The sequence below is a fragment of the Streptomyces sp. NBC_00454 genome (assembly GCF_041434015.1).
Classification (GTDB): Bacteria; Actinomycetota; Actinomycetes; order Streptomycetales; family Streptomycetaceae; genus Streptomyces.
Genome location: NZ_CP107907.1, coordinates 2,269,764 through 2,284,368 on the forward strand (window position 1 = coordinate 2,269,764; position 14,605 = coordinate 2,284,368).

Annotated in this window: 15 protein-coding genes and 1 other RNA gene; 5 read left to right on the forward strand and 11 right to left on the reverse strand. The window is 72.9% G+C overall.

Annotation, left to right across the window (positions count from 1 at the left end; genetic code table 11):
* Nucleotide 1 precedes the first annotated feature (1 nt).
* Complete coding sequence (locus OHU74_RS10525) at nucleotides 2-907, forward strand: helix-turn-helix domain-containing protein (protein WP_371615645.1); 906 nt, start codon at nucleotides 2-4, stop codon at nucleotides 905-907.
* A gap of 87 nt (nucleotides 908-994) precedes the next feature.
* On the opposite strand, the gene OHU74_RS10530 is transcribed toward OHU74_RS10525, so the two are convergent.
* Together OHU74_RS10530 and OHU74_RS10535 are read right to left on the reverse strand one after the other, a co-directional pair.
* The gene (locus OHU74_RS10530) at nucleotides 995-1,639 is read right to left on the reverse strand and encodes a hypothetical protein (RefSeq protein WP_371615646.1); all 645 of its coding nucleotides are present in this window, start codon (nucleotides 1,637-1,639) and stop codon (nucleotides 995-997) included.
* Nucleotides 1,636-2,406, reverse strand: a complete 771-nt coding sequence (locus OHU74_RS10535; RefSeq protein WP_371615647.1) for a MerR family transcriptional regulator — start codon at nucleotides 2,404-2,406, stop codon at nucleotides 1,636-1,638. Before OHU74_RS10535 ends, OHU74_RS10530 begins: the two co-directional genes overlap by 4 nt.
* Before the next feature lie 78 nt (nucleotides 2,407-2,484).
* Between OHU74_RS10535 and rnpB the strand changes: the two genes are divergently transcribed.
* Nucleotides 2,485-2,895: RNase P RNA component class A (gene rnpB, locus OHU74_RS10540), an RNA gene on the forward strand.
* 79 nt (nucleotides 2,896-2,974) lie between these two features.
* Nucleotides 2,975-3,427, forward strand: a complete 453-nt coding sequence (locus OHU74_RS10545) for a hypothetical protein (RefSeq protein WP_371615648.1) — start codon at nucleotides 2,975-2,977, stop codon at nucleotides 3,425-3,427.
* A gap of 48 nt (nucleotides 3,428-3,475) precedes the next feature.
* Here the strand turns inward: OHU74_RS10545 and OHU74_RS10550 are convergent, their stop codons facing one another.
* The 4 genes from OHU74_RS10550 to OHU74_RS10565 all read right to left on the reverse strand — a co-directional run bounded on the left by OHU74_RS10550 (nucleotide 3,476) and on the right by OHU74_RS10565 (nucleotide 7,566).
* Nucleotides 3,476-4,798, reverse strand: coding sequence for a bifunctional RNase H/acid phosphatase (locus tag OHU74_RS10550; protein WP_371615649.1), 1,323 nt, complete (start codon nucleotides 4,796-4,798; stop codon nucleotides 3,476-3,478).
* Nucleotides 4,798-5,541, reverse strand: coding sequence for a zinc ribbon domain-containing protein (locus tag OHU74_RS10555; protein WP_371619636.1), 744 nt, complete (start codon nucleotides 5,539-5,541; stop codon nucleotides 4,798-4,800). The genes OHU74_RS10550 and OHU74_RS10555 overlap by 1 nt, the downstream gene beginning before the upstream one ends.
* Nucleotides 5,538-6,395: a Nif3-like dinuclear metal center hexameric protein gene (locus tag OHU74_RS10560; RefSeq protein WP_371615650.1), complete on the reverse strand. Its 858-nt coding sequence runs from the start codon at nucleotides 6,393-6,395 to the stop codon at nucleotides 5,538-5,540. The genes OHU74_RS10555 and OHU74_RS10560 overlap by 4 nt, the downstream gene beginning before the upstream one ends.
* A 112-nt stretch (nucleotides 6,396-6,507) precedes the next feature.
* Complete coding sequence (locus tag OHU74_RS10565) at nucleotides 6,508-7,566, reverse strand: ABC transporter substrate-binding protein (RefSeq protein ID WP_371615651.1); 1,059 nt, start codon at nucleotides 7,564-7,566, stop codon at nucleotides 6,508-6,510.
* Between the two features lie 218 nt (nucleotides 7,567-7,784).
* Here OHU74_RS10565 and OHU74_RS10570 point away from each other — a divergent pair, with 218 nt between their 5' ends.
* Nucleotides 7,785-8,936 carry a hypothetical protein gene (locus OHU74_RS10570; protein WP_371615652.1) on the forward strand — a complete coding sequence of 384 codons (1,152 nt, stop codon included), beginning with the start codon at nucleotides 7,785-7,787 and terminating at the stop codon, nucleotides 8,934-8,936.
* A 19-nt stretch (nucleotides 8,937-8,955) separates the two neighbouring features.
* On the opposite strand, the gene OHU74_RS10575 is transcribed toward OHU74_RS10570, so the two are convergent.
* The 4 genes from OHU74_RS10575 to OHU74_RS10590 all read right to left on the reverse strand — a co-directional run bounded on the left by OHU74_RS10575 (nucleotide 8,956) and on the right by OHU74_RS10590 (nucleotide 12,627).
* On the reverse strand, nucleotides 8,956-9,432 hold the full coding sequence (locus OHU74_RS10575) for a hypothetical protein (RefSeq protein WP_371615653.1): 477 nt from the start codon (nucleotides 9,430-9,432) through the stop codon (nucleotides 8,956-8,958).
* A 165-nt stretch (nucleotides 9,433-9,597) separates the two neighbouring features.
* Nucleotides 9,598-10,542 carry a 3-oxoacyl-ACP reductase gene (locus tag OHU74_RS10580; RefSeq protein ID WP_371615654.1) on the reverse strand — a complete coding sequence of 315 codons (945 nt, stop codon included), beginning with the start codon at nucleotides 10,540-10,542 and terminating at the stop codon, nucleotides 9,598-9,600.
* Between the two features lie 72 nt (nucleotides 10,543-10,614).
* The gene (locus tag OHU74_RS10585) at nucleotides 10,615-11,691 is read right to left on the reverse strand and encodes a Zn-dependent alcohol dehydrogenase (protein ID WP_330296177.1); all 1,077 of its coding nucleotides are present in this window, start codon (nucleotides 11,689-11,691) and stop codon (nucleotides 10,615-10,617) included.
* Nucleotides 11,692-11,754: 63 nt separating this feature from the next.
* Complete coding sequence (locus OHU74_RS10590) at nucleotides 11,755-12,627, reverse strand: MaoC/PaaZ C-terminal domain-containing protein (RefSeq protein ID WP_371615655.1); 873 nt, start codon at nucleotides 12,625-12,627, stop codon at nucleotides 11,755-11,757.
* Between the two features lie 262 nt (nucleotides 12,628-12,889).
* Here OHU74_RS10590 and OHU74_RS10595 point away from each other — a divergent pair, with 262 nt between their 5' ends.
* Entirely contained in the window at nucleotides 12,890-13,249 is a 360-nt protein-coding gene (locus OHU74_RS10595) for a DNA-binding response regulator (RefSeq protein WP_371615656.1), read from the forward strand.
* A gap of 159 nt (nucleotides 13,250-13,408) precedes the next feature.
* Here OHU74_RS10595 and OHU74_RS10600 read toward each other — a convergent pair whose 3' ends face one another.
* Nucleotides 13,409-14,596 carry a lipid-transfer protein gene (locus tag OHU74_RS10600; RefSeq protein ID WP_371615657.1) on the reverse strand — a complete coding sequence of 396 codons (1,188 nt, stop codon included), beginning with the start codon at nucleotides 14,594-14,596 and terminating at the stop codon, nucleotides 13,409-13,411.
* Nucleotides 14,597-14,605: the final 9 nt, after the last annotated feature.

Consider the following 14,605-nt stretch of genomic DNA (forward strand, 5'->3'; position numbering starts at 1 on the left):
CATGGGGGCCGTCGACGTCTTCGACATGCAGGGGAGAGCCGCTCCCGCCTCGGGCAGCCGCTCGGCCCGCCGCTGCCGGCCTGCCGCCGCGCTGCGCGGGCTCATCGTCAACTACACCGGATTCCAGACCGAGTTCGCAGCTCCGCGCCATCGGCTGGAGCTGCCCACCGGGTACGTGACGCTGGTCTTCACCTTCTCCGAGGGCCTGTGGGTGACCCGTACCGAGGACCTCGGCGCGGCCCGGCTGCGGCCCGCCTCCCGGGCCATGATCAGCGGCCCGCGCACGGTCCCGGCGATCGGGGTGCACGCGGGCCACGTCAGCGGGCTGGAGGTGAACATGGCCCCGATGGGCGCCTACCGGCTGTTCGGCGTCCCGATGTGGCACTTCGAGGACGCCCACGTGGACCTGGAGGAGGTGCTGGGCCCGCCGGGCCGCCGCCTGACCGAACGGCTCCAGTCGCTCGGCTCCTGGGCGGACCGGTTCTCCCTGCTCGACGAGGTCTTCTGCGCCCGCCTGGAGAACGGCCCGCCGAGCGCCCCGGAGGTGCGCGGGGCGCTCGCCAGGCTGTGGGCGGGCAGCGCACCGCTGACCCGGGTCACCGCCGAGACCGGGTGGAGCGCCCGCACCCTGCGGGCCCGCTTCCGCGAGCAGGTCGGCATCTCCCCCAAGGCGGTGGCCCGGGTGTTCCGGCTCCAGCACGCGCTGCGGCTGCTGGCGGCGGGGACGGCGGCCGCGCAGGTGGCGGCGGCCTGCGGCTACCACGACCAGGCGCACCTGAGCCGCGAGGTGAAGGCGATGACGGGGCTGCCCCCGTCGCAGTTCGTACGGCTGCGCGGCGGGCTGGCGCCGGGCTCTGCGCTGGACCGGATGCCCGGCCGGGTGACCAGCGTGATGCTGTCGGGCTGAAGACCTGCGCCGCGTGCCGTTTTTGACAAGACAGGGGCACACGGGCTTGCCACGCTCGGCGGACCGGAACGGCATCGCGGCAGCCCGTCACGGGGGTGTGGGCTGCCGCGGTGCGCCGGTCGCGGCCGCGGTCATTGCCGCGACCAGCGCGCGGGGGTCGTCCGCGTGGAACCGGATGACGCGGGCCCGGGCAGGGGCTCCGAGCGGGCGCCGGAAGGCGAGCGGCCGGGCCAGTTCCACGGTCACGGTGGTCTGGCTGCCGACGACGAGGTCGAGCACCCCGTCCCCGGAGAGGGTGACGAGCCGGCCCTCCGGGTAGCGGCGGTCGACCCGGACCGAGGCCACCGCGTCCGGCGGGACGGTCAGGTCGAACAGGGCCCCGTAGCGGATGCGCAGGCTCCCGTCGGGGCGGACCACGTGCGGGCGGGTGACGCAGGCGGCGTGCAGCCCGAGCACCGCCAGCGCCCCGTACACGTCGAGGACGAGCACCACGCGGTGGACGGCCGGCCAGGGGATCAGGAACGCGAGGGCGACCGTCTCGATCAGCGACACGAAGAGCAGGCCGTACATCATCGCCGTCTGCGGTCCGGTGTACGGGGCCGCGTGGTCCGCGGCCCCCACCCCGTGCGGCGGCCTGCGCAGGGCCCACCGGCCGAGCGCGGCTCCGGCGCGCAGCTCGTGCCGCAGGAGGCGGCGTACGGCCGTCCCTCTCGTCGCTCGTATCCCGCTCATGGACGGTCCTCCCCCGTGTCGGTGAACGCTTCGATGACCCGGCGGACGACTGCCGCCTGCGCGGGTGCGTACTCGGCGAGCAGGGCCTCCACGAACCCCGCGCCCGGCCCGGAACCCTCCAGCCCGCCGCCCCGTACGGCAGTGAGCACCTCGGCGGGCATCGCGGCGAGGAGCTCGTCGGCGAGCGGCCCGATCCGGGGATCGTCCGGGGCGGCGTCGGCCAGCTCGTCGAGCCGCTCGTAGAGCACCAGGACGGCGGGGTCGGCGGCCACCGGTCCGAGCGCGGCGTAGATCTCCCCGGCCCCCTCCCCGACCGCGCCCGAGGCGTCGAGCAGGCTCAGGTGCTCGCGGTCGAGCGCGGCGGACGGCGAGCTGGTCGCGGGCGCCTGGGCGAGCAGCTCGGCGAGCGCGGGCGAGAGCGCGCCGTGCAGGTCGGCCTCCCCCGGCGGGGCGGCGAGGAGCACGGCGAGCCGCCGCCTGCGTTCGGCCAGCTCGGCCTCCTGCCGGGCGAGGTCGGCGTCGAGCTCCTCCAGCACCTCGGCCAGCTCGCGCCCCGCGTCCTCCGCGAGCACGTCGCGCACCTCGTCGAGGCTCAGCCCGAGCTCGGTGAGCCTTCGGACGCGGGCCAGCCGGACGGCGTCGCGCACGCTGTAGGAGCGGTAGCCGTTGGGCCGGCGCTCCGGCTCCGGGAGCAGGCCGACGTGGTGGTAATGCCGGATCGCCCGGGTGGTGACACCTACGAGCGCGGCGATCTCTCCGATCCGCATGGATCCCAGTAGAAACCCTGCCGCTGCGTCAAGGTCAAGCCGCAACTTCGCAGCCGGTAACATGGTCGGCACGACAGACGAGTCGGCTGGACGGCCGCGTCGGGATCCTCGGATCCCGCCGAGGAACGTCCGGGCTCCACAGGGCAGGGTGGTGGCTAACGGCCACCCGGGGTGACCCGCGGGACAGTGCCACAGAAAACAGACCGCCTGGGGCTTCGGCCCCCGGTAAGGGTGAAACGGTGGTGTAAGAGACCACCAGCGCCTGAGGTGACTCAGGCGGCTAGGTAAACCCCACCTGGAGCAAGGTCAAGAAGGGCCGGCCGTTTTCGGACGGCGGGCCCTGCGCGGACGTTCGAGGGCTGCCCGCCCGATGTTCGCGGGTAGACCGCACGAGGCCGGCGGCAACGCCGGTCCTAGATGGATGGCCGTCTCCCCGGCGACCGCGAGGTCTCCGTGAGACAGAACCCGGCGTACAGGCCGGCTCGTCTGCCGTTCCATCCCGGGCCCGACCACCGCACCGCGGCAGGTCGGGCCTTTTCGCGATCATCGCGCCCTCTAAATTGGGCTGATGTTCGAAAGAGTGAGCTTCGAAGAGTCCACCCGGCTGGAAGCGCTCGCCTGGCGGGTGCGCAACGAACTGGCCGCGGCCGGGCTGCCCGTGGTCGCCCCCGGCATGGACCCGCAGCTGGTGGGCGGCGCGGAGGTGACGTTCGACGACGGCGCCGACGCGGGCGGCGGGGTGTGGGTGGAGTGGAAGGGCAGCCCGCGGCTGTGGGAGTCCACGGGCCGGGCCCTGCGGCTGCAGAAGCTGGACGACCCCGTCATCGGCCACTGCGCCCGGGTCACGGCCGCGATGATGCGGGCCCTGGACGCGGTCCTGACCTCGGCCGGCTTCACCGTCGAGGATCCGAAGAACGAGTACCGGCCCTTCCAGCTGCGCGTGGTCGCCCGGCCCGGCCCCTTCCCGCCGTGCACGTGGGAATCGCGCGGGGAGGACGCTCCGGACCGCGACCCCGTCTGAGGTCGCGGGCCGGCACGCGTCTGCCGGAGCGGGCCCGGCACCGCCGGGTCAGCGCAGGTGCGAGGTGTCGTTCAGGAGGCGGACCGAGGCGTTGCCGTCGGCGTAGTAGGCCACCGCCGACAGGGAGGCGGCCGAGAGTTCCATGCGGAACAGTGCCTCCGGTGGGGCGCCGAGGGCCAGGCGGACCAGGATCTTGACCGGGGTCACGTGCGAGACCAGCAGGACGGTGCGGCCCGCGTGCGCGGCCAGCAGCCGGTCCCGGGTCGCCGAGATCCGCCGGGTGGCGGACGCGAAGCTTTCGCCGCCGCCCGTCGGGGCGGCCTTCGGGGAGTCCAGCCACGCTTGGAGGTCCTCGGGGAAGCGTTCCTGGGCCTCGGCGAAGGTGAGGCCCTCCCACGCGCCGAAGTCGACCTCGCGCAGCCCCTCCTCGACGGTGACCTCCAGCCCGAGGCGGTCCGCCACGGTCTGTGCGGTCTCCCGGCAGCGGCGCAGCGGGGAGCTGATCACCGTCTGGACGGTGCCCCGCGCGGCCAGCGACTCGGCGACCGCGGCAGCCTGCCGGCGGCCCGCCGCGGACAGCTCGGGGTCGCTGCCGCCGCTGCCGGAGAACCGCTTCTGCGGAGTCAGGGCCGTCTCGCCGTGGCGCAGCAGCACGAACGTCGCCGGGGCCCCCATGTCGGGCCCCCAGCCCGGCGCGGCCGACGAGGCCTGGACCGGCCCCGACGCCGGGGTCGGGACGTGCTCCGCCGCGGTGGCGCCGGGCTCCGCGAACAGGGTGTCGGCCCCTGCCTCCGCGGACACCGGGGCGGCGGTCGGCGTACGGGACGAAGAGGCGAGGGCGGCCCGGACGGCCGCAGCACCCTTCGCCGCGTCTCCCGGCGGACCCTGCGGGGCGGCCGCCAGGGCGCGCGCCGCCGAGGCGTCCAAGGCCGCCGAGGAGGCCGAGGGCTCCCACTGCCGTCCGCGCTTGCCCGCGTCCATCGCCTCGTTGGCGAGCCGGTCCGCGTGCTTGTTCTTCTCGCGCGGGATCCATTCGTACGTCACCTGCGCGCGCGGCAGGATCTTCGCCGCCTCGGCCGCGAGGGGCTTCATGTCGGGGTGCTTGATCTTCCAGCGGCCCGACATCTGCTCGACGACGAGCTTGGAGTCCATGCGTACGAGGACCTGCGCGTCCGGGGCCAGTTCGCGGGCGGCCTTCAGCCCGGCGATGAGCCCCTTGTACTCGGCCACGTTGTTCGTCGCGACGCCGATGTACTCCGCGCGCTCGGCCAGCGTCTCGCCCGTGGCCGGGTCGAGGACGACGGAGCCGTAGCCGGCGGGCCCCGGGTTGCCCCGGGAGCCGCCGTCGGCTTCCACAACGAACTTCGGCATCAGATGCCCGAGTCGGCCATGCGGACCAGGATGCGGCCGCAGCTCTCGTGGCGGACGACCTGGTCGCGGGCGGCGGCCTTGATCTCGTTGACCTCGGCGAGGTCGAGCTCCAGGCGGCAGCCCTCGCAGCGGCGCTGCGACAGGCGGGCGGCGCCCACGCCGCCCTGCTTCACGCGGATCTTCTCGTACAGGGCGATCAGCGCGGTCGGCATCGTGGAGACGATGACGGCGCGGTCCTTGTCGATGCCGGTGGTCTCGGCGTCGATCTCGCCGGTGGCGGCGTCGCGGCGCGCGGTGGCGTCGGTCAGCTTGGCCTCCAGGGAGGCGACCCGGTCGGTGAGCTCGGTGACCCGCTCCTGCGCGCCCTCGACCCGCTCCATGACCTCCAGGACCACGTCCTCCAGGTCACCCTGGCGCTTGGCGAGGGAGACGACCTCGCTCTGCAGGTTGGCCAGGTCCCGGGCCGAGATGCCCGCGCCGGAGTCGAGGCGGGCCTGGTCGCGGGCGGCGCGCTGGCGCACCTGCTCCACGTCCTGCTCGGCCTTGGTCTGCTCACGGGCGGCGTCGCTGGACTGCGTCTGGGCGGCGACGAGGAGGTCGCGCGTCTGCGTGAGGTCCTTGGTCAGCGAGTCGACCTCGGCGTGCTCCGGGAGCGACTTGCGCTTGTGGGCGAGCTGAGACAGCCGGACGTCCAGGGCCTGGACGTCGAGAAGTCGGATCTGGTCGGCGGGCTCGGCGTTCAGTTGGGGGCTCCAGAGATAGAGGTGGGTGTCACGGACGGCGCGTGCGCCGTCCACGGGTCGGTGACCGTGCGCGAGACGTGGGTACGCAGACCCCAGCCGTGGCGCTCGGAAATGGCGTCGAGCTGCGCGGCGGCCTGCTCGCACCAGGGCCACTCGGTGGCCCAGTGGGCGGCGTCGACGAGGGCGAGCGGGCTCTGCTCGCGGGCCTCGGACACCGGGTGGTGGCGCAGGTCGGCGGTGAGGTAGGCGTCGACCCCGGCGGCCCGGACCTGCGCGAAGAGGCTGTCTCCGGAGCCGCCGCTGACGGCGACGGTACGGATCGTCGCGTCCGGGTCCCCGGCCACGCGGATGCCCTGCGCGGTCTCGGGGAGGCGGGCGGCGGCGCGGGCTGCGAACTCGCGCAGGGTCTCGGGGCGGTCCAGCTCGCAGATCCGGCCCAGGCCCCGGCGGCCCGTGGGGTCGGTCGGGTCGGGGACCAGCGGGCCGGTGATGCGCAGGTCGAGGGCGCCGGCGAGGGCGTCGGAGACGCCGGGGTCGGCGGTGTCGGCGTTGGTGTGGGCCACGTGCAGCGCGATGTCGTTCTTGATCAGCGTGTGCACGACGCGGCCCTTGAAGGTGCCGGCCTCGACGGTGGTGGTGCCGCGCAGGTAGAGGGGGTGGTGGGTGACGACCAGGTCGGCACCCAGTTTCACGGCTTCGTCGACGATCTCCTGGACGGGATCGACGGCGAACAGCACCCGGGTGACCTCGGCGTCGGGGTCGCCGCAGACGGTGCCGACGGCATCCCACTGCTCGGCCCTGGAGGGGGGCCAGAGGGCGTCCAGCGCGGCGATGACTTCAGAGAGACGGGGCACAGGCCAAGGCTACCGTCCGTGGCGACCGGCCCGATGCTCCGATCCGCCCCCGGCCCGTGCCCGGCCCGTGCCCGGCCCCTGCCTGTACCTGCCCGTTACTTCACGAGGGCGGCTACTTGATCAAGAACGTGCGCAGGTCGTCGAGGACCTTGTCGGCGGCGGTCACGCCGAGGCCCAGGTACCAGGTCTCGTCCGGGACGTCCTTGGCCTGGCCCTTCTTCACGGCCTCCAGGCCCTTCCACAGCGGGTTGTCCTCGGCGGAGTCGCGCTTGGTCTTGTCCTTGGGCCCGTAGACCCCGGTGAAGATCCAGTCGGCCGCGGCCTCGTCCATGCGCTCCGGGCTGATCTCGACGGCGAGGTCTTCGACCTGCTGGTTCTGCGGGCGCGGGATGCCGGAGTCCTTCAGGATCGTGCCGATGAAGGAGGCTCCCGCGTACAGGCGGGTCTTGCCCGGCATGTAGCGCAGCATGGTGACGGTGGGCTTCTTCTCCCCGAGGTCCTCGCCGAGCTTCTTCGCCTTGGCCTCGTAGGCGCCCAGCTTGGCCTTGGCCTCGGCGCTCTTGTCGAGAGCGGCGGCATTGAGGAGGTAGTTCTCCTTCCACGGGAAGCCGGGGCGGATGGAGAAGACGGTCGGGGCGATCTTCGAGAGCGCGTCGTACTTGTCCGCGGAGCGCAGTTGGCTGCCGAGGATCAGGTCGGGCTTGAGGGCGTTGATCGCTTCGAGGTTGAGGTTGTTGATGGTGCCGACGGACTTGGGCTCGCCGGCGTCCTTCTTCAGGTAGCCGGGGATGCCCTCGTCACCCTCGGTGGGCGCGTAGCCGACGGGCTGCATGCCGAGGGAGACGACGTTGTCCAGCTCGCCGACGTCGAGGACGACGACCCGCTTGGGTGCGGCCTTGAGCTCCGTGGAGCCCATGGCGTGGGTGACGGTGCGCGGGAACTGGCCCGCCGCCGCGGTGGTCCCGAAGGCCGCCGTCCTCTTCGCCGCGTCGGAGAAGTCCTTGCCGCCCTGGGCCGCGGCCTTCTTCTCGCTGCCGCCTCCGGCCGCGGCCTCCTTGCCCGCCTTGCCGCCCTGGCCGCCTCCGCAGGCGGTGAGGGCGAGGGCCGCGGCGGCGGCGAGGGCGACGGCGGCGAGGGAGCTGCCTAGGGGCGTGCGGCGTCGGAGGGACATGGGAGCTCTCCTGAGGGTGGGGAGGGACAAAGACCGAAAAGTAGGTTAGGTATGCCTAACCGCGCCCTCACCCTAAACGCCCCGGTATCGCACAGCACAATCGCCACCTCCCCCACAGTCGAATCACGACCCCGCCACCCGTATGTGTGAAGCGGGGGTTGTCGCGTTGTCCGGGGGGAAGCGCGATCACTACGTTCTGCGGCGGAGGTGAGCCGCAGATGTCCGTCTGTGCCATCGAGAAGACGACCGCGGTCCCGTTCACCATCGCTGCGGACGGGTCCTACGCCGCCCGGCTCGCCGGGGACGGCGAGGCCCGGTATCCGGAGCGGTGGACGCTGACCGGGCCCGAGCCCTACGCGGTGCCGCTGCCGCTCGCGCAGCCCGAGGACGCGGACAGCGAGGTGCTGCCGCTGGCCGACGGGCGGGTGCTGATCCACCGGCGGGTGGCGGAGCGGCACGCCTTCGCGCTGCTCTACCCGACGGGGGGCGGCTTCGGCGACGACGCGGGGACCGGCCCCCGGACCGGGGAGCTCCAGCTCGGCGCGATCGCGCCGGAGGACGCCGAGGGGGGCCCGGAGGGCGTACGGGTCCTCCTGCTGCCGCCGTCCCCGGACGGACACGGGGCCTTCGCCCTGGCCGTAGGCGCCACCGCGACCACGGTCTGGCAGGTCGCCGGGACCCCCTTCGGGCCGGAGCGGGTGGCCCGGATCCCGGGGCGCTGCTCCGGCGGGGTCTGGCTGGACCGGACCGGCCGGCTACTGGCCCTGGACCGCGAACTGGACGGCCCCGAGGGGCCCGTGACCAAGGCCGTGGCGGTCGATCTGCAGCGCGGCGGCGAGGTGTCCCCGCTGCTCCAGATCGCCGAGTCCAGCAACGACCGGCTGCTGCTGGCCGATCCCGACAGCGGGCTGCTGCTGATCCGCTCGGACGCTCCGGGTGAACTCCGGCTCGGGTGGGGGGTCCTGGGCAGCGCCCGCCCGGTGCGGTTCCCGGAGTGCCTGCGGGCCGTGGGGGCCACGGCGACCCCGTTCGCGGTACAGCCGGGGCAGGCGCTGATGCCGGAGAGCTGCGGGGTCGCGCTGCGGGTCGACGAAGCGGGCGACGGCTACGGCGGGAACGTGGCCGGGCTGGCCCTGTGGCGCCCCGCCGACCGGCACGTCTTCCGGCTCGGAGCCCCCGCCGGGTGGCTCGGCGGTACGGGGCTCTGGAGCGCGGAGGGCCGACTGCACCTCCCCTACGCGACCCCCGAAGTGCCGTGCGGATTCCTCGGGATGAACCTCCCGGTGGCCCCGCCCCCGCCGATCCGGCTGGACCCCCTCCCGGCGGCGGCCGCCCGCCCGGTCCCGCTGCAGCAGGCTCCGCTGGGGTGAGTCTCCGGCCCCGATCGCTCTATTCGCCCTGATCGCGCCGGTAGAGGTAGCCGGTCGCGGTGCAGCCGGAATCGGGATCCCTGCTCGGGCACATCGCGGGGGCGTCCTCGTCGCCGAAGAGGTGGGCGGAGGTGTCGCAGCGGTGATCGGCGAAGGTCAGCGACAGCTCCTGACCGCGCGTGGCGGCCTCGTCGGCGGTGGAGGTCGAGCCACCGGGTTCGGTGGGGGCGAGGAACGCCCAACGGCCGGATACCGGGCCCGCGGGGCTCTCGCAGTCCGTGGAGACGGACAGGGCTTCGAAGTGCTCGCCGGTGAAGGTGTGGTCCGCGTGGAAGGTCAGGGACACTTCCCCGCGGGTACTGGCCCATCGCCCCTCGAGCCGGTCCGCCGGAAGCTGCACGGCGTAGGTCCCCGGCACCAGGCCGCACGACACCGTCAGTGCCATCACGGCCGCCGCCAGAGCGGTCGGCCGCCACACCCGCCCGTTCATGCGCACCGCTCACCCCCCTGTCGACCCGCCCACCCTATCTTGAACACATTCAAATCATGGAGGCGGGCTACGCGGTCCGGGTGTCGAAGGCGCGGTCACGGGCGGTCCGAACGGGCGGCGGGCCCGGGGTGAGGACCCCGGGCCCGCCGCCCGTTCCGGTGTCGCTGCGCCTCAGCCGTCGTGCTTGAGGCCGAGGACCTCCGCCGCGGCGAAGGTCTCGTTCGCCGGGCGGGACTCGTAGTGCGGAGTCAGGAGCCCGTCGAGCTCCTCGTAGGAGAAGGACTCCTTGCCGGTGTCGAACTTCGCCGCCACCTTGGGCCGTTCCATGACGACCACGATGCCGCCGTGGACCACGAAGAGCTGCCCGTTGGCCTTGGCCGAGGCCGGTGAGGCCAGGTAGCCGACGAGCGGGGAGACGTGCTCGGGGGCGAGGGCGTCGAGCTTGCCCTCCTCCGGGACCTGGAAGCCCGCGAAGACGTCCTCGGTCATACGGGTACGGGCGCGCGGGCAGATGGCGTTGGCCGTGACCCCGTACTTGCCCAGCGCCAGGGCGGTCGAGGTGGTCAGGCCCACGATGCCGCCCTTGGCCGCCGCGTAGTTGGGCTGGCCGGCCGAGCCGCCGAGGAAGGCCTCGGAGGAGGTGTTGATGATCCGGCCGTAGACGGGGCCGCCCGCCGCCTTGGAGCGCTCACGCCAGTGCACGGAGGCGAAGTGCGTGGTGTTGAAGTGGCCCTTGAGGTGGACCCTGATGACCGAGTCCCACTCCGCCTCCGACATCGAGAAGACCATCCGGTCGCGCAGGATGCCCGCGTTGTTGACCAGGATGTCGAGCTTGCCGAAGCTGGCGACCGCCAGCTCGACCAGCTCGCGCGCCTGCTCGAAGTCGGCCACGTCGCCGAGGTGCGCCACCGCCTGCCCGCCCGCCGCGCGGATTTCCGCGGCGACCTCCTCCGCCGGGGCGGCCGAGGCCTCCCCGGATCCGTCGCGGCCCGGCTGGCCGAAGTCGTTGACGACCACGCTCGCGCCGAGCCGGGCGAGTTCGAGCGCCTCCGCCCGGCCGAGGCCGCGCCCGGCCCCGGTGACGATGGCGGCGAGTCCCTCAAGTGGCAGTGACATCCGTACGGTTCCTCTCGGGTGAGCGGTGAGCGGTGAGCTCAGTCGGCTCGGGTCAGCTCGGGTCGGCTCGGGTCAGAGTTCGATGCAGGTGCGCAGGGCGACGCCCGTACGCATCTGGTCGAGCGCGTCGTTGATCTCCGCGAGCTGCACCCGGTGCGTGATCAGGCCCGCCAGGTCCACCCGGCCGGCCCGCCACAGCGCGATGGTGCGCTCGTAGGAGCGCAGGACGTCGCCGCCGCCGTACATGGACGGCAGGATCTTCTTCTCGTCGAAGAACAGCGAGAACATGTTGATGGAGTAGTTGTCGTCGAGCGCGCCCGCGCCGACCACGACGACGGAGCCGCCGCGGCGGGTCATGTCGTACGCGGTCTTCGTGGTGGCGGACTTGCCGACGACCTCGAAGACGTAGTCGAAGCCCTCGCCCGCCGTGATCCGGTTCTTGGCGTCGGCGAACTCCTCCGGGGAGACCGCCTCGGTGGCGCCGAAGCGCAGCGCCGCCTCGCGCCGGGAGGCGACCGGGTCGACGGCGATGATCTGCGCCGCGCCCTGCACCTTGGCGCCCTGGATGACGGAGATGCCGACTCCGCCGCAGCCGATGACGGCGACCGAGGAACCGGCCTCCACCTTGGCGGTGTTGATGGCGGCGCCGAGCCCGGTGGTGACCCCGCAGCCGATCAGGGCGGCGATGTCGAAGGGCACGTCCTCGGGGATGGGGACGGCGCAGCCCGCCGGGACCACCATCTCCTCGGCGAAGGTGCCGGTGCCGGCGAAGCCGAAGATGCTGCTGTCGCCCCGCTTGAAGTTGGGGGTGGCCACGTTGCCGAAGGCCTCCAGGCACAGGTGGCCCTGGCCGCGCTTGCAGGAGGGACAGTGGCCGCACGGCGGCAGCCAGCAGACCAGCACCCGGTCGCCGATCTTGTGGCTGGTGACCCCGTCGCCCACGTCCGTGATCACGCCGGAGCCCTCGTGGCCCGGGATGAAGGGGGCGGGCTGCGGCAGGACGCCGCTCATGGCGGAGAGGTCGGAGTGGCACAGGCCGGTGGCCTTGATGCGGATCTTGACCTTGCCGGGGCCGAAGCCCACGGCCTCCATGTCGTCGACGACCTCGAGCTTGTCCTGGCCTATCTCGCTCTGCAGTGCTGCGCGCACGGTGCGGCTCCTTGTCTGGCTCTGGCTCTGCTGTGGCTCTGTCGCCGGGTCCGGCGCTGACTTCTAGGCGTGTTCGACGACGGTGTCGGCGAGGACCGGGGCGTCCTCCCGGTCGGCGGCGCTCACCGAGACGAGGACGCGGCCGGGCTCCTGCCACATCCGGATGCGCAGGGTCTCGCCGGGGAAGACGATCCCGGCGAAGCGCGTGCGGTAGGCGCGGACGCGGGAGACGTCCCCGTCCAGCACGGTGTCGACCACGGCTTTGAGGGTCATCCCGTACGAGCACAGGCCGTGCAGGATCGGCTGGTCGAAGCCGGCCATCTTGGCGAACTCGGGGTCCGCGTGCAGCGGGTTCCAGTCGCCGGAGAGGCGGTACAGCAGCGCCTGCTCCTCGCGGATCTTGCGCTCCTCGATCCGGTCGGGCGCCCGCTCGGGCGCCTCGGTCTTCACGGAGGGGCCGCGGTCGCCGCCGAAGCCGCCTTCACCGCGTACGAAGATCTGCGCGTCCGAGGTCCACAGCGGGCCGTCGGCGTCCGCGACCTCGGTGCGCAGCACGATCACGGCCGCCTTGCCCTTGTCGTAGAGGGCGGCGACCTTGGCGGAGGAGGTGGCCTCGCCCTTGACGGGGATGGGCCGGTGCAGCTCGATGGACTGGCCGCCGTGCAGCACGTGGGCGAGGTTGACCTCGATGCCGGGGGCCGCGAGGCCGCCCATCATGGCCATGCCGGCGCCGGCGACGGTCGCGAAGCTGGGGAGTACGTGGAGCTTGGACTCCAGGGTGTAGCGCAGCTCGTCCGGGTCGGTGGCCGCGCCCGGCTTGTCGGGGCGGGTGCCCGCGCCGAGTCCGAGGTGGTAGAGCTGGATGTCCTTGTGGTCCCAGGCGATCTCCCCCTGACGGGGATCTGCGGCGAGGGCCTTGGCGGCATCGATCGGCATGAGGATGCTGCTCCTTGTTTCTCGTTCCACTGAGTGGAAGACCTCGGTACGGCCGTCCGCACCGTCGGCCGCACCGAGGTCGTATGCGGGACCGGATCCCGGAACCCGTTCGCTAGAACGCGTTCTAGATACCCGGTGAAGGAATGTATAACGCACGCCCCAGCAGTTGGGAAGACTCCTGACTGGACGTCAGTTTCACTTTGGCCAAGGCGTGTTGCCCGAGGATCGGACGCTCCGCCCCTACCCTTGCAGGGTGGATGAAATGCCCGTTTCCCAGCGCCCCGCCCGATCCCTGCGGGTGCTTTTGGCACCGCCGAATCCGGCGCTGGCGGTCCTGCTCGGACTCCAGCCGGACATCGAGGTGGTGGCGTCCGCGCTCGCGCGCCCGGCGGTGGCGCTGACCGAGTCCGTGGACTCCGTCCCCGAGCTCCTGGCGGACGACCCGGAGTGCCGGATCCTGGTCCTGACGGGCTCTGCGCATCCTGGGCTGGCGGAGGCCGCGCTCGCCGCGGGCGCGGCGGGTCTGGTCCTGCGGGACGGCCCGGTGGAGGACCTGGCGGACTCCATCCGCCGGGCCTCCCGGGGCGAGACGGTCGTCGACCCGGCTCTGACGGGCCCGTAGCGGCCGCTGCGCGGGGCTGTCCCCTACCCGCCCTTCCACCGTTCCCCGGGCGCTGCCCGGACCCGGTCCTCAAACGCCGGACGGGCTGGAAACATCCAGCCTCGCCGGCGTTTGAGGCGCGGGGTCTGGGGCGGAGCCCCAGCAGCCGGTCCGCGCGGGCTACTTCCGGAGCAGCGTGACCACCGCCGCGCCCCCCAGGCCGATGTTGTGCGCCAGCGCAACCCTGGCCCCGTCGACCTGCCGGGCTCCGGCCTGGCCGCGCAGCTGCCACACCAGTTCCGCCGCCTGGGCCAGGCCCGTCGCGCCCAGGGGGTGGCCCTTGGAGATGAGCCCGCCCGAGGGGTTGACCACCCAGCGGCCGCCGTAGGTCGTGGCTCCGCTCTCCACCAGCGTGCCGGACGCGCCGTCCTCGCACATGCCCAGCGCCTCGTAGGTCAGCAGCTCGTTGATCGAGAAGCAGTCGTGGAGCTCGATCACGTCCACCTCCTCGATGCCCAGGCCCGAGGCGGCGAACACCTGGCGGGCGGCGGCCGCCGTCATCGGCTTGCCGACGGCGTCGATGCAGGTGCCGGAGGAGAACGAGGCCTCCGTGTCCGTGGTCATCGCCTGCGCGACGATCTCCACGGCCTTGTCCCCGAGCCCGTGGCGCTCCACGAACCGTTCCGAGACCACGAGCGCGGCCGCCGCCCCGTCCGAGGTGGGCGAGCACTGGAGCTTGGTCAGCGGTTCGTGGATGGTCTTCGCGGCCAGGATCTCCTCGACCGTGTACACGTCCTGGAACTGCGCGTTCGGGTTGTTCGCCGAGTGACGGTGGTTCTTCGCGCCGACCGCCGCCAGCTGCGCGGCCGTGGTCCCGTACAGCTTCATGTGTTCCCGCGCCGCGTTGCCGAAGATCTGCGCGGTCGGCGGGGACATCTCGAAGCCGTGCCCGGCCGCCATGATCCCGTAGTGCCGGGCCACCGGCGAGGTCTTGAAGTCGCCGCCGTCCGAACCGCCGCCCAGGGCGCCCTTCTTCATCTTCTCGAAGCCGAGCGCGAGCACGCAGTCGTTGAGGCCGCCCTCCACGAACTGGCGCGCCATCATCAGCGCCGTGGAGCCGGTCGCGCAGTTGTTGTTGACGTTGTAGACGGGCACCCCGCTCAGGCCCAGTTCGTACGCGGCCCGCTGGCCGGCCGTGGAGGCCTGGAAGCAGTAGCCCACCGGCACCTGCTCCACCAGGTCGTAGGCCACGCCCGCGTCGGCGAGCGCGGCCGACCCGGCTTCCTTCGCCATGTCCCAGTACTGCCAGTCCCTCGACTCGGGCTTCTCGAATTTCGTCATGCCGACGCCCACGATGTACGACTTCATCTGGATCAA